Raw genomic sequence first — 15463 nt, forward strand, 5'->3', positions numbered from 1 at the left:
AATATGGGCTTTCCATGATTCCTAGGATTGTGCCGCCTATGATACCAAACAGAATATAAATCATAGAAATAAAACAAAGACTTGCGTAGACAAGAAAAAAACAGGTATTCATATAAACTAATCCATACATTTTCATCTTTTTACTTCTTCCTTGAACGAGTTGACTAAACTTCCAATTCGCCTTTATTTCCGAAGCAGATTGCTTCAATACTTGCCATATGTTCCTTATTATTTTCTTCACGTTTTCTAGACCTACCTCCCTACATACTTTAAACATAATAGGCGCTACAACTTCGTGAAAAGCTGTAGCATTTTAGTTATTTTTCCAATTCGAATTTAGCGTTTTCAATTTTCACAGTTTTGTTTTCTTCAGTCATCAATTGAAGTAGTTCTTTCCCCTCTGGTGTAACCGGAACAGTAAATGGAATCGCATGGTTTGGCTGAATAACACCAGCAAATGATTCGGATAGGTCTACTTTTTCACTCTTGAATACATATTTTATAGTATCCTCCGTTTCAACGCCCAACGTGTATTCTAACGTAATATTTTTGATTCCCTTTTCCAATCGGTTAATTCCTAAAAATAACATGACACTCTCGCCTGCACTCTTTTCTACAAAGTCAATTGCATGAATACTAAAGTCTTCCGCAACCCCAATATCGGGATTGGCTTCTACAAGTCCGGACAATTGTTGATACATCTCTTCTTCCAACGTGACGCCATTTTCCTCGTCCGCTTTCAATACTTGCATCGAAAGTGCTTGTTGCTCTATCTCTTTTTTCACGTTTTCTTCCTCTCCCGTCTGCGGTTTTTGGTCATTGTCGCCATTACACCCCACTAATAGTATTGCGGCGAATAAAATTCTAAGTAGCTTCTTCATTTCGAGACTCTCCAATCATGATTAAAAATTACTGTCGACTATGTATAAGTTTACTATAATGGAATGATTCAACTTTTTAGTTACGCTGTTCAAATTAGGACTTTCATTGAACAGCCCTAGTTTTTCGGTATCCAAAACTACATCTTTTTCCACGCATGTATTATTCATAGATGTCGGAATAAGAATCCTATCCTTCATTTGCACGTGTTGTTTTTCAACGCCAGTAAGTATACGTGGATAGATGACGCCATTCCATGTGTCGTTAGGAGCCGCGTGCATATAGAGCGTGTAATTATTCCCCAAAGTTTTAGAGCATTCAACTACATTCTCTGTACCGAAATAAAATACGCTTTTCTTTTTTCCGTCAGTAAGAATTTCCACAGTCAAATTCGTTCTGGACATAATCCAGAGCGCATTGGCGAACCCTTCCTCTAACTTAACTTCACCGTCGACGAGGTTAACAAGCCCACGAAGATGAAGTTTCTTATACGTTTTCTCCCATTCCTTTTCTATTTCCTATTTTGTTAACGCTATAAATGGATTGGAAAAACCGATGATTGACTTTGTATTCAGCGTTTGCAACATAACGAAAATATCATTTTCCGTAAACTCTGGAATCATATCTTCACTTCTTTCTATTACTTTTTTTAGATCCGTCTTGTCTTTCTTTCAGTGGTAAACTAAACTCCGGATAAACCTGCTTTACAAGACCCTTGTTTTTGACAATATAAAAGTAACGATGCAGATATACAGAAAAATATGCAGTTATAATTGATAATAGTGAAATTAAAAAAATGAAAATCATCATTTTTGCGGATTCACTATAGACAAACGTTAATATAAGTTGGCCGATTACATATCCTAATCCTGCGAATGATAACCATCTAACATTAATACTCTCCATCTGTTGCATTTTATGATATGTTCCTGTGTACAGCGCCTTTATATTCAACCAGTTCATCGTTACCAGTAAGCCGATAAAGAGAAGAAATCCAATAATAAAAGGTCCTTTCCCTTCTGCTCCTAAGTGAAGATACAATAACTTTTGTATTGCTAAAAAATAGACATATGTATTAACAACCCCATATACACCAAAAAAGAGATAATAGGACTTCTCAAATTTGTATGGGGCGAATAAATAAAGTAATGCCCAAATTTGTAGGATTGCTACCGGCAAAATTGCCGCCATAAAATAAATAAACGAAAATGGTACTCCTAAAATTGGAATTACACCAATTACATATAATAATATTAAGAAAAAACAAATAATATTAGATCTGTTTTCCTTAGGCGTTTGGAATTTTAAATAAGATAATGTAATTGTATCGATTCTATTTTCCCCGATTTTGATACTCTCCTATCCGTCATACCAAGATGAAACTTTATTAATGATGCCTGTTGTTCTCTTTTTTATTGCATCGCCAATTAAATTATAAATACGAACAACTAAAAGCGTTGCAATCATAAGTAGCATTGCAACGCTTTCATTAATTTACTGAATCAAATTTAAAGTTATCCATCTTCACGACTTGGTTATCTTGTTCAAGTGTGTCGATGAGTGCTTCTTGTTCAGGCGTTATGCTTAGAGAGAATGGAACTGCATGATTCGATTGAATGATACCTGTTTCCTGCTCGGAAAGGTCCACTTCAACGCCCTCCCACACAAATGCACCATTATCATGACCTAATGTATAGTCGAACTTGATGTTTTTCATAGGTTCATCCAAACGATTGATGGCTAAGAAAAGCAATGAAGCGTTTTCTGTTCCACTGTCCACGATATCAATAATATTAATACTGAAATCATTGGCGAGTCCCATGTCTGCATTTTCCATAATCATTCGATTTAACTCTTTATAGACTTCGCTATTTTCAATCGTTACCCCGGCTTCTTCGTCTGCTTTCAATAATTGTAATGAAAGTGTCTGTTGTTCAACTGTTTTATCCACTTTTTCTTCAGCCCCTTTTTCCCTATTATTATCCTTTGAGGCACATCCTGCCAATAGTAAAACTACTATCAAAAAAAATATGGTTTTTTTCATGCGAATCCTCCTAATCAAATTGCAAATAGTAACGCATCGCCTGTTCATCATTGCACCCCTACAGACATCTCCACATTGGTTTGCCCTGCATTCGTTTCTTTGAACTCTATGAATATAGACGTTTTTCGACTCATTTCATGCTCTTCAATATAGTTGAGAAGCTCCCAAAACGTTACCTGTGATTGGGCATCAAAGTCATCTGTTAGTCGAGTCATAATCATGCGGTCGTTCAGGAAATAACTGCTGAAATTAATTTCCTCTTCTGCTTCAATTGGAATAAACAGTTCGGCAGTGGGATTGTTCATAATGGAAAAGAACTTCTTTCCTACAGCTTAGTCTTCAGAGTTCATATAACCCCTTTTATCGAAATTAAAGCTTTTGAAACGGAACTTGCAATACAAGATGACGAGCTGCTCGGGCAACACAAAAATCATCGTATAGAATACCGCGAAGCATAAGACTGTTATGACAGCCTCTTCGATATCGGCCAAATTGAGCGTTCTCACAGTAAACTGAATGATAAACACAAGTCCAGTACCTCCAATAATAACGGCTGGAATATACGTTTTCGTTTCGAATTTCGCTAGGAGTCCATCTCATTTCGATCCCTTTCGATACTTCCCTCTTTTCAATAAAATAGAAAATCGGATGACAGTAGCAACGAATAGCACACCTCCAAACTCAAAAAACCTTGAAAGACTTAAAGCCAGTCAAGGTTTTTTTGACCCAATCTTCTAAATAAGTATTATAAAACCCCTACACTCATCTCCGTATAGGTCTGCCCCGCGCGGCTTTTTTTGTACTCAACAAAAATAGGTGTTTTTTGAGTTTTTTCATGTGTGTTCATATACTCCATGAGCTCCCAATACTTCACCTGTGCTTCCACTTCAAAATCGCCTTTGATTCGTGTCGTGAGCATATGGTCAACTAGGAAATAGCTGTGGAAATTAACTTCTGCTTCCTTCGGTATTGTAAAATGCTTCCCTTTAATTGGAAGGAATAATTCAGCTGTCATGACTTCATCGGTCGGATTGCTGATGATTGAAAAGAACATCGGTCCCGTAATTTGATAACCATACTCGTCTAGAATCGAGACAAAATCCGTTAAAGCAAGATCAATTTCTTCGGGTAGAAAGTTATATAGTTTGGACGCGACATTGCGGTATGCAATCTGATGGTTTTCTGCAATCATCATGCATCGCCCTGCCCTTTTATCGGCACATAGAGATCGATGATGATATCCCCGTATACATCCAGTAAAACGCAATAATAGGTAGTCTCCAATTCAATTTGTTGCGTGTTGGCGTATGCCTTTACTTCCTCATGGGCAGCCGCGAAATCCATTTTTTCATCAGCCTGCCGCAGGACCAATGCACTTCCGATGCTTAGGTTTTCTTGGAAAGTAAAGTCAGAGTCTTCTACTAAAACGACTGGACTGCTGATTGGCAAGTAGTAGGTGAATTTTCCAGACGTTTCATCCCCTAGGTTTTGAACAAATGAGAAAAATACCGGACCGTTTTTGTAGACATCTTTATTGAGCGTGAACTCTTCTAGCATGAAGATGGCTTCTTGCCAGTTCTCTTTTTTTTGTTCTGTTTCATATGTTAGTACGTTATTGAAAGTCAGTGAACGTTTTTCGATTCCCATTTACAAACACCCTTTCTAACATCACTTTTCGTTATATAAGTTTCCTTGTTCATTAAAATTAAAGCTTTTAAAACGGAACTTGCAATACAAGATGACGAGCTGCTCGGGCAGGATGAATAGCATGACGTAGAACAGTAAAATGCCTATCGCAATGACAACCATGATATTGATATCTGTGATTGCAGATGTCCTAGCAATGTACTGGATCACAAAGACCAATCCAATTCCGCCAAGAACAGCGGCTGGTATGTACGATTTTGTTTCAAACCGTGTTCTAAGCTCATCTTTTTTCGACCCTTTGCGATAATGTCCATTGCGCAGTAAAATAGCGAAACGAACGAATGTTGCGATAAAAACCAGTAACCCAATCAGGAGTGTTATATAGGTGAAATTCAGAAGTGATTCTGGTGCAACCGACGAGCCTTCCCCTTTCTTTCCGATGAAAAATAATGCACAGATAAAAAGAGAAACGGAAAATAGGTTTTGGGCCACTAAGATGGACAGTAAATACTGGACCTTGCCACTTCTTTTATAGACTGCTGGAATTGCATAAATAAGAGACAGCACAATAAGTCCCGCCGTTATCCAGAAATGAACCTTCAATATTTCATCTTTGTATGGATATGCTGTCACATCTCCTGCAACAAAGTATTCCAGTGAAAATAGTAATGCCTGGAGGAATACGCATAGAACCAGGACACCCGCCAAAGCAGAGGGGCGCTGCCTACCTGATTCAAGAGGTCCTCTTAGAACTTCGAAATCTTCTACTGTTCGTTTGGAGGACATCAAATGCACCCTTTCTTCGCTCAATGGAACCACCCTTTAATATGGTCCATTGCTGATTTATCGTCATCTCCAAATTTAACATTCAATAAGGAGTTCACTGCTATTCCTGCCACTACACCGACTGCGGTACCTACACCCGGTATCGGGATTAGCGCTGTACCGGCTGCAGTGAATCCGACTTGTACTGCGCCGCCGATCGCTAAATCGATTGCCGTGTCAACTGTTGCCCTACCTGCAGCTGCACCGTCGTCTAGTCCTTCGTCTTTCGCTGTAGAATAGTTACTATAATAACTAAGACCTGCTCCTAAAGGTGCGAGTGATTTAGCAGCTCCTTTTACAATGCCGCTATTCGCAATACCTTTAAAATCAACGACATCCGTAAAGGACTTACCTGCGCCTTTAATAGTCGCTGTTCCTATTGTTTTTGCCTGTTGTTTAATGGTTGCTTGGTCATTCCAGTAAGCCAAAGTTGGATGCTTTTTCAGTACACTCTCTCCAGTACCTGACCAGCCGCTCTGTCCCGGTTTCTGTGACGCAAACTTCAGCATCGCCTGATTGGTAGCTTGAATGCCATAATGCTTCGGAGACCATTTTTTATTCCCTTTAGGAAGTCCTGCCATGAGTTCTTTAAGTGCTCTTGCATCGGGATTGACCTTTAAACGGTCTAATGCGGTTTGGGTTGCATTGATGCGATATGAATAGTTGCCTGTTTGCAGATTTAAGTGTCTTGAAGTACTCAAACCATCGTCTTTACCTGCAACATACATGCCAAAACTAGAGAGCCCTCCAGTAATCGTACTGTTCGCTTTTTTTGCCAAACCGACAGCTTCTTTCAACATCATTACATAGCCATTGGCAGAAGTAGTTGATACCTCTCCCGTTTCATCCTCTGAACCGTCTTCGACAACGCCATTCATAACGTCAACTCGGTGTTGCAGTTCTGTTTTGAGCGGTTGGTTTTCCGATTGCTCCGCCCACTGTTCAGGTTGAAAATCTATATCGGTCAGGCCATTGCTCATCATACCTTCTATTTCAAGCAACCACAGTTCCATTGTCAGCAAATCCGCTTCAATCTGCGTTAATGCGGCTGTCTGCGTTGCATCGAATTCATGGAGATCAGTGACCGTTTTTTCCTGCTTCGTTTGTGCACGTTTCACGCCTTCGTGCACTTCGCTGTCATTCAAGTGCGGAAGAGCGACAATGTCACTGACTTCATCCATGATAGCATTCGCTTCGTCCGTCAAAGTGAGCGTTAATTGGTCAATTGTTGTCAGTCCTTGTTTAACGTCCGCTTCGAGAAAACTTTCTTGGATGTAACCGTTCGAAGCCGATTCCAGCGTGTCGAGAGCGGATTTCATTTGGCTTAGAACGCTGTCATAAGAAGATTTAAAGGTCGTGAAAAACTGTAAGAAAGGCATATGACAATCGTTATAAAATGCTCGGATAGCGTTTCCGCCTTGCCCCTTTAGGGAATCATCCAGCGCAACAAGCCCTCCAACAGCAGTTTCAATTGCTTTCATCTCACCTTCCAATCGGCTGAGCATAGTAATATTGTTCTGCAAACCTTCTTCAAATGGGCTGACGTCCAGTACCTTCATTGTGACACCTGCTTCGGTCCTGCTAGTGTGCATTGCATGACAGATGCTACTTTTTCATCCGATTCACTCATAAACTTGACTGAATTGGTAGTCGTTACACTATTCGCAAGAAGCACCGTTTGATAACTCGTTAGTAACGTTTCTAGCTTAGTAGAAAGCTCCGTCAATTTCGTCACGACATCCAGTGTATTTCCTGTAATTGGTGGTTCCGCTTTCGGATTAAGCAATGTGGTTGCATTGCTCATGTCACTGATTTTACTTTCAACATCTGCATACACAATTTTCACTTCGGTAGTCATCTAGTTTTTGCCTCCTCTGCTTCTGCCTTTGCTTCCGCCTCAAGACGCGCAATGGTCTGTTCGATAGAAACGATTTCAGCGTTAAGCGAATTAATCTTGTCAGCAATTGCAGTAAACACGTTCGTGAACTGGGCTCCGGTTATTTCCAGGAAAGGTGTATGGATTCCCGCTTCACGAATATCTTGAAAAGCAGTGGCCAGCGTACCGTGCCATGTACTCGTAGATAATTCTGGTTCCAGACACTTTTTTTCTTCCGATTGAAATTCCGATTGTTTTATCCCTATGTCTGATTGGCATTTGGTGAGACGCCTCACTTCTTCCTGTTTTTTCCGTAATAGTTCATTGTAATAGGCCAGCAAGTCTTTTCCTCCTATCCTGTTGTTTTATCACTCCGTAGATTTGTTGACTAGCTTTGGCAAGAAAAACGTAAACAAGGTAACGAGTCCAACCACAATAATGGCCAATAAAATCAGTGTCCGCGGCATATTAGTAGCAGTATTCTCTTCTATAATCTTGACAGCGTCGGTTTTCTTTCCACTCTTTTCAGCACTTGTAAAGAGACCGAGTTCGGCTGTTTTTGCTGCGACAGTACTTTTCTCTCCACGTTCCTTAGTCTGGAAAAGATAGGATCCATTGCTTCTCTTCGGTAATTGCCTTCTACCATCAAAGTAAATATCAAACTGTTTAACAGGAATTGTGTTTTTCATTTCAACCTTTTTACTGTCATGCAAATAATCGGTGTTTTTCTTGAACTTTAGTTTTTCATAAACAACTGGTTCCAAATCGAGATTGGGTTCATCATCCGGAGCTGCTTGAACGATACTATGACCCGCCGTCCAAGCGATTAACAGGATTATCAGTAGCAGCCAAGTCGATTTAGTTGTCATGAGCTTGTTCTGCCGTAGACGTGTCATTTGTTTTGTATTTATTGATCAAATAAGAAATCATGATCATCGCAATCGCAATGATTCCTGTAAGTACCGCTCCCCATATGAAGTTCGTTTCAGGTTCATATTTTATGGACATATAAACAGTCGATAAAATATCTGGAACGTTTATTTCAGGTACTGCAAGAATCAGCAGCGGCGTAATGTATAGACACATCAGTACGACACTCGCAATCCATCCTGCGGTTTGCCCGAATTCAAGTGCTGCACGAATAACCGCCGCACTAGCCAATAGGAGAAGGATGGTGAATACTGTCCATTCAACTGCACGTTGGTCATTCAGCACATACATGTTTATGCTGTAGAGACTGATAATAAGACCTACGAGTAAAGACAGCATGCAAGTCAATCCTAAGCGGAAGCCAATTGGGCCTTCTTTAATTTGATAACTAAAGAAACCAATTAACAGGCTACTAATAAGCAAAATGAGTAGTAGAATAACAGGCGGTACTTTCCTCACTTCATCCGCAAATGCGGCCTCTCCTTTTACCTGGAGTGGATTGACAAAATGATTGAACACATAGCCATTCTCTTGCCCGTCAACATAGGTGTTACCAAGAAAGTCTTGAATATCCGTATCAAATGCTGACATTGCATCCACATTCGTTTCCCACTTATCGCTGAATGCGGTAGACGTTTCTTTCATATTATCCGCTTTTGCAGTTAGATCACTCGCGTAATTGACAAGACCTTTTTGCCTCTCTGACAATGAATCCATCATGCCGCTGAGCGAAACAAGTTGACTACTCACATTTCTTTGACTAGCAGCAACTTCGCCTTCACTTGTTGCCGCAACAGGTTCGCCTGCAGTATTTTGAATCTGGCTAAGTAAAACGTTTGCTTGCTCATCAATCATACTCAAATCATTCAATAGCGCAGCATGCTGCTCTTGCACTGTTTCTTTGTAACCGGACATGATTGCAGCAAACGTTGTACTCAACTCACTCATACCGAGCTCAGTTTCAGGGATACCGTCCCCTACAGAAGTCCAGCCTTCGAGTTCAATTTCATTCATCTCGACAACGTTTTTCAATAATGCGGTTAAGATTTCATCTTTTAGAACGCCATCTTTATGCGTGCTTTGCCCCTGTTCGTCGAGGGTAAATCCAAATTGTTCGAGCGTTGCATAATAGCTCAACAATGTTTTAGTTTCCGTGCTAGCAGCACCCTTCGCAAACAAGTCTGCTAATCTATTCCGTTGATCCCCCGACAATCCATCGTGCTTAAGAAGGGATGCTTCTTTTTGCTTGATTTGATAAATCATCTGCGCTGTATCTGCAGGGGCTGAATTCAAAATTTGTTGAACCGATTCATATTCTTTGTTCAATACATCATAATCACCAACCAGATCCTTGTAGTCGGTGGATGCTTTTACATAATCATCCGTTCCTTCTTTCTTTGTACCGCTCCAAAGTGCTTCCTTTTCTGACATGACTGTGTTCATCGATGATAGCTCGCCTTCAAGCTGTTCCAATTCACTTATGAATGTGGAATCGGGAGTCGCTTCGGCAACACTCGCTTTCATCGCGGTCAATGCTGCTAAAATCGCAGTCACTTTATTTTGCTCTTCTTCGAGCCCTGGCAATGCAGCTGCGAGCTTAGCACCGGCTTTGCGGTCCATTTCTTCTTTGATTGCGTTCATTTGTTGCTGATCAGCTGTTGGATTAGTTGTGCCACCTACAGCCGATCCGTCTTTTCCAGCCGCAATTCCTTTTTCTAAATTACCTAAAATCGAGTTATTATAGCGGTCAATTGCAGTTCCTTGGACGACAAGAAGGTCCACTAGTTGTCGATCGACTTCGTTTTTACGCAAATCGGACAGTGCATTGAATTTCTCCTTATTCGCGTCAATTTTTTCATTCACTTTGACAATTTCACCGTTTAACTTTTCGTTATTTTCTTCAAGCATCTGGACCGATTCGTTGAACTGGCTCGCTTGAGTTGCCGCAGCAGCATGAATCTTAGCTAGACTGTCATCTTGGACTTGTTGAAGAATATTTTTTTGCTGTTGTTGAAATTCTTTATACTGCTGTACATATGTGATGAAACCGTTCATTTGCTGTCCGAATGAGTCGGCATTTTCAATTCGGGCATTATGACCATTATTTGCATCACTGATTACGGAGCGCAGTCCTTCCATTTGTTTTTTCTGGCTCTTCATCTCTTCCGCTAGCTTCTCGGACCCTGGTTTATAATAGTCGGACATCGCAGTAAGGAATTCTGTTTCCTTGCCCAGAATAGTTGTGAACTCTTTTTTAATATGATCCATTTCTTGTGCAACATAACTCCAATAGAGTGTCGAAACCTTTTCGTTTACACGGTTTGTGGCCGTTTCAATTTCATGGAGTACTTTTTCTTTTTCTGAACCCGCTTTTTGGCGTTGTACTTCATAGGAGAATTCCGCTTGCTCAGGATTCTGCTGATCATATGACATGATGCTTTCCGAGAAGTCTGAAGGAATATACACAATCGCTTCATGCTGATTCGATTTTAACCCGTTAACAGCGGTACCACGGCTCATGACTTTCCATTCATACTTTGAATCTTCGGCTAGAATGGAAACAACCTCTTCTCCCATATCGACGGTTTCATCATCCTTGGACATACCTTGGTCTTCATTGACAATCGCTATAATTCGTTTATTGGAACTATCCGCGTTAAACAGATTCACACCTAGTAGTTGAAAAAACAAAATGGGAACAGCTAGTATCAGTACAATTCCCGCACCAATTTTCAGTAAACTCTTATTCTTTTTCATTGCAGAATCTTCCTCTCAATCTCACTTAACGGAATTTGTATTTTACTAGCATTGCCATTCAAAATATAATGTGCAAATCCTAACGGAAGATCCATTTCTTTGCGTTCGTACGCAACGGTATATAATGTCTGCTCCGATTTTTTCATGAAGATAAGCGCTTGGCGAACCAGCTTCAATTCATTCGTGAATGCGTCGTAGCCTTTCGTGATTTCCGCATTATTTCCTGAGATAATTACATTAAACCCTAAGTGGGAATACTTTTTCATCAGCTTCGATAAGCGATCTTGTATGCCAATATCTGCTACTTGTAAAAACCGTGTATAGCCATCGATGATGAAATAAGAAGGGACAAGTTCAGCTGCCCTATTTCCTGACTGGACGGTTTCCAGATACGCATTTTCGGCCTGAATGTAGAATTGTTCAGCTTGCGTTAGCCACTCCATGAGACGTTCTTTCGTTTCCAAGTAGTCGACTTTCGGGTCTCCAGAAAACATGGATAAGCCCCGGTCAAATGAGTCAAATATCGCGATGAAGCCAACGTCTTGCTCCATCAGCGTATGAAGGATCCACTTCAATGTATTTGTTTTTCCTCGCTGTACTTGTCCAACTAGCAGACAATGGCGATTTTTCCTGAAGTCGATCTTTATCGGCCGTACTGTTTCTTCATCCAATCCGATTGCAACAAGTCCATTTTCCTGTTCCCCTGATACATAAGAAGGGAAAATGGTTGACGTCAATTCGAACGGCAACATCGGAATCGGTTGAGGAAGTTCCTGCCCACGGTATTTCTCCTTCAGTTCTCGGGCAATCATTTTAATCGCTTCCAGGACTTCGAAATCATTTGTCCCCGGCGCCGGAAGGAAAACTTGCGCGAAATGTGGATCCTCTTTTTTGATAATGGCCCTGCCAGGGAACGGCTCCAACTCAAATGGGACACGTCCAATGACTGTAAATGATTCTGTCGCATCCATTAAATAATGAACAACTTTCGTTTTCAAATTATTCATGAGTGATTGTCTAACTGACTGCACGCGCGTCGCAGCGATAAACAGATAAATACCAAGCGACTGTCCGTCACGCCCGAATTGAATCAGTTGCATTTCGAGCTCTTCCATCTCTTCACGGATGATATCGTAATTATCGACAACCATGTAGATTAGCGGCAAACGATGCGCAGACAATTCGTTGTACATATTAATATTGCTGACTTCCGCTTGTTGGAATGCCAATTTCCTTTTCGTAATCTCATCTTTCATCAACTTAACGAGTTTTTCCCGCTTCAACTCTTCATCCAGCGTGAAATAGTCAGCTGTATGCGGTAGTTGCCGGAGTGGTAGTAGCGATCCATTGCCGAAGTCCAAAATATAAAAGTTCGCTTCGCTCGGCGGTAGATGATCAGCTATTCCAAGAACTGTCGTCAGCAGTGTATACGACTTTCCATACCCTGATGATCCGAAAACACCCAGATTGCCATCCTTCGTCCAATCATAACCAATTGGTGTTTGACTTTGTTTTTCTGGCTCATCAATCATCCCGAGCGGAAAGCCAACTTGTATTGCAGAACGATCTTCCATCGTTTCGATTCGCATTGCCAGCGGCGGTAACCACGGACTCGCTAACTTCCGGATGGACATATCCGCTTGTGTTTGTGCAATTTTTGCTGTTACGGCTTCCATTTCCGTTAGACCGCTTCTTTTTTTGCTGATATTTGTTTCGATACCGGAAAGAGAATGCAGACCAAGGTCCGTGACAATCGCAATGTCATCTTCGCCCTCCAATGTTTCCTCCATATACGGCGCGCCGCTCCAAGCAGATTGAAACAATTCATAGACTTCATTGTTCCCCACTTGTAAATAGCCTCGACCGGTTACAGTAATTGTGGCAGCATCGCCATTTTTCAAAATCTCTTTACTATCCGATGCATCCTGTACTTTCAATGCGACACGGAAACGGGCATTACTCCAAATCTGTTCGTCGATGATACCGCCCGGTTTTTGTGTTGCCAAAATAAGATGGACCCCCAGGCTTCGGCCAATTCTGGCGGTACTAACTAGCTCGCGAATGAATTCAGGTTCTTCACTTTTCAACTCTGCGAATTCATCTGAAATCAGGAACAGATGCGGCAAGGGTTCAGCTGCATTTCCTTCCTTATAGAGCGTCGTGTAATCATCGATATGTGTGACGACGTATTGGTCGAATAAACGCTGCCGCCTTTTCAGTTCACTATTAATAGAAGTAAGTGCACGCATACTGAAGTTTTTACTGCCTTCAATGTTTGTGATGGTGCCTAATAGATGAGGAATATTTCTAAACGGTTGCGCCATTCCTCCACCCTTATAGTCAATCAATAGAAAAGCGACTTCATGGGGATGGAAATTGACGGCAAGCGATAGAATATACGTTTGAAGAAATTCACTTTTCCCTGAACCCGTCGTCCCTGCCAGCAAACCATGAGGACCATGCGCTTTTTCGTGTAGATTCAAATGAACAAGTTCCTCTTTTCCTTTGAAACCGATTGGAACGGCAAGTGACTTCGAAGATTCGTTCGTCAGCCAATTGCTTCCAATCGGAACATCTTTAACATCCTTCACCCCGAACATTTCAAGGAAACTGACCGAACTCGGTATCGAATTCTTCATACCAATCTGATGATTGAGCGACTTCAGCATTCGAGCAAAGCGTTCATTCGTTTTCTCATCATAGGCATCCAGTTGAAATGGCGTATTAACTGCTTTTCCAGCATTGATGAGGATATCGCCTTCCCAGTCATTTACGTAACGGACAAGCGTATGAACATTTTCAGTCATACGCTCTTGTGCCGACTCAGCAAATATGACAGAAATGCCGAGATCCTCATTACTTTTCCCTTCCAAGTACTCTAGAATGACATGCTCCGCAATTAACGGGTAATTGGAAACGATGAATACGAGATGTGGTGTGAATCTCACTTTCCCTTTCATGTCATCCATATCGCGTTCGCGAATTATTTCATAGAGTGACGACAGCAACTGATCGCGCGTCTCTTCATTATGAATCAATCCTTTTGCATGCATATTTGGAAGTGTGAAATGTGGCAACCATTTCATCCATTCAATGTCTGCGTAGTCCTTGTTGTTAAAGATGTAGATGAAACGTGTATCATGGTAACTATGAGAAAATGCGAGCTGCCCAACGATCTGGCGTAATTCACGCTTGATAATCGATGCTTTTCCGATAAGTCCTAAAATTCCTTGCGATATACGGGCAGTGATTGGGGCACCTGGAATTTCCTTATAGACCGTTTCCATACGCTGTGCTTGTTCCAACAAATCATCGACTTCTCTATTCGCCAAATCCCCCGATGACAACTTAATGTCATAACTAGCGGGCACATTGCCGGTACCAAGTCTAAATTCCATAAAATCATGACTTTCCAATGTCTTTTCCCAAATTCTACCCGACAACTGATTCGTCAATTGCTTCATCTGTTCAAACGGTGGAAAATGATAGTCCAATACTTCTTTTTGCTTTTTGGATAATTCATATAGTTCTTGACGCATATTTTGCAAGTAGATTGTGTAGACACGGCGTCTTTTCGCTTCATTTACCTTACGTCTTTTTCGATCTTTAAAAAATTGCACAGTTGAAGTGACCAAGGTCATGAGGAACATCGAAATGGAAATGATGATGAAAATCCCACGGGGTATCAAAATGGCAACAAGCCCCATGACGATGAGCATAACTAGCGGCGGTGCAATAATAAGCAAAAGACCGCGCCCTGAATCATCACTTTCCTGCGTTGGAAAGGATAGTGACACTTTGTCTTCAGGCAAGTCGTAGATCATTCTGGGTGTCCGTCTGTAATCGGGATACATCGTAACGAGTTCAGACTGTGGTACGTCAATTTCTGACAGTCGGGTTTCGTACTGGGCAGCAGTAACGACTTCTAAAATGTCTTGTTCGATTAATTTCATTTCCATGAACGCCCACTGAACTACATCTCCGATTTGAAGGGGCTCATTCATGTCAACTCGTTTGCCATTCACATAGAGCGGGCAACTGTAATTTTTCTTAATAATCCAGCCAGCCAATGTCTTATTCAATGAAAAATGACCGGATTCTACATTTGAAAAAGTAACTTCTTCCCGATTGAATGTTGCAGTTTCAAGTCGACTATCAAACGAAACTTCATTTTCATAGTCGAGATAGTACGTTTTTGTAGAAGCGGGAGCAGTTAAGACATATAAATGAAGAATTAGTTCTTTTTGTTCAATCGACAAACTCCCTTTGTCCGATATTCGACCGACGTGATCGACTCCATCATGAACCGTAAAACCATCCTTTTCCTTCGCTACTGTGAAATGGCCCGATGTAAATGGGTACGACAGGATTGTGATATCATTTTCGATAGCTGGCCCGATAGTTAGCGAAGTAAAAGAATTTTCATCCACATCGATACGTTGATAATGTTCCCCGTAAAACACCCATAGTTGTTTCATCATGTACACCTTCTTTTTTTAGTTCCT

14 protein-coding genes are annotated in these 15463 nt (G+C 41.1%); all 14 read right to left on the reverse strand.

Annotation, left to right across the window (positions count from 1 at the left end; all coding sequences use genetic code 11):
- Positions 1 to 317: 317 nt before the first annotated feature.
- Positions 318 to 881, reverse strand: a complete 564-nt coding sequence (locus tag H7992_RS20675; protein ID WP_187045856.1) for a hypothetical protein — start codon at positions 879 to 881, stop codon at positions 318 to 320.
- 21 nt (positions 882 to 902) lie between these two features.
- A complete protein-coding gene (locus H7992_RS20680; RefSeq protein WP_187045857.1) occupies positions 903 to 1283 on the reverse strand; it encodes a hypothetical protein in 381 nt (126 codons plus the stop codon).
- 223 nt (positions 1284 to 1506) lie between these two features.
- The gene (locus H7992_RS20685) at positions 1507 to 2058 is read right to left on the reverse strand and encodes a hypothetical protein (protein ID WP_187045858.1); all 552 of its coding nucleotides are present in this window, start codon (positions 2056 to 2058) and stop codon (positions 1507 to 1509) included.
- A 310-nt stretch (positions 2059 to 2368) separates the two neighbouring features.
- A complete protein-coding gene (locus tag H7992_RS20690; protein WP_187045859.1) occupies positions 2369 to 2923 on the reverse strand; it encodes a membrane lipoprotein lipid attachment site-containing protein in 555 nt (184 codons plus the stop codon).
- A 47-nt stretch (positions 2924 to 2970) separates the two neighbouring features.
- Positions 2971 to 3228, reverse strand: a complete 258-nt coding sequence (locus H7992_RS20695) for a hypothetical protein (RefSeq protein WP_187045860.1) — start codon at positions 3226 to 3228, stop codon at positions 2971 to 2973.
- 440 nt (positions 3229 to 3668) lie between these two features.
- Complete coding sequence (locus H7992_RS20700) at positions 3669 to 4118, reverse strand: DUF5085 family protein (protein ID WP_255428512.1); 450 nt, start codon at positions 4116 to 4118, stop codon at positions 3669 to 3671.
- Positions 4115 to 4570: a DUF5085 family protein gene (locus tag H7992_RS20705; protein WP_187045861.1), complete on the reverse strand. Its 456-nt coding sequence runs from the start codon at positions 4568 to 4570 to the stop codon at positions 4115 to 4117. Before H7992_RS20705 ends, H7992_RS20700 begins: the two co-directional genes overlap by 4 nt.
- Positions 4571 to 4591: 21 nt before the next feature.
- Positions 4592 to 5380, reverse strand: coding sequence for a hypothetical protein (locus H7992_RS20710; protein WP_231885716.1), 789 nt, complete (start codon positions 5378 to 5380; stop codon positions 4592 to 4594).
- On the reverse strand, positions 5377 to 6954 hold the full coding sequence (locus H7992_RS20715; protein WP_187045862.1) for a ribonuclease YeeF family protein: 1578 nt from the start codon (positions 6952 to 6954) through the stop codon (positions 5377 to 5379). Before H7992_RS20715 ends, H7992_RS20710 begins: the two co-directional genes overlap by 4 nt.
- Positions 6951 to 7253: a YwqI/YxiC family protein gene (locus H7992_RS20720; protein ID WP_187045863.1), complete on the reverse strand. Its 303-nt coding sequence runs from the start codon at positions 7251 to 7253 to the stop codon at positions 6951 to 6953. The genes H7992_RS20715 and H7992_RS20720 overlap by 4 nt, the downstream gene beginning before the upstream one ends.
- A complete protein-coding gene (locus tag H7992_RS20725; protein WP_187045864.1) occupies positions 7250 to 7612 on the reverse strand; it encodes a YwqH-like family protein in 363 nt (120 codons plus the stop codon). Before H7992_RS20725 ends, H7992_RS20720 begins: the two co-directional genes overlap by 4 nt.
- A 27-nt stretch (positions 7613 to 7639) precedes the next feature.
- Positions 7640 to 8140 carry a type VII secretion protein EssA gene (gene essA, locus H7992_RS20730; protein ID WP_187045865.1) on the reverse strand — a complete coding sequence of 167 codons (501 nt, stop codon included), beginning with the start codon at positions 8138 to 8140 and terminating at the stop codon, positions 7640 to 7642.
- Positions 8130 to 10958 carry a type VII secretion protein EsaA gene (gene esaA / locus H7992_RS20735; protein ID WP_187045866.1) on the reverse strand — a complete coding sequence of 943 codons (2829 nt, stop codon included), beginning with the start codon at positions 10956 to 10958 and terminating at the stop codon, positions 8130 to 8132. The genes essA and esaA overlap by 11 nt, the downstream gene beginning before the upstream one ends.
- Complete coding sequence (gene essC, locus H7992_RS20740; protein ID WP_187048000.1) at positions 10955 to 15436, reverse strand: type VII secretion protein EssC; 4482 nt, start codon at positions 15434 to 15436, stop codon at positions 10955 to 10957. Before essC ends, esaA begins: the two co-directional genes overlap by 4 nt.
- Positions 15437 to 15463 lie beyond the last annotated feature (27 nt).

Source organism: Sporosarcina sp. resist, assembly GCF_014302295.1.
Lineage (GTDB): Bacteria > Bacillota > Bacilli > Bacillales_A > Planococcaceae > Sporosarcina > Sporosarcina psychrophila.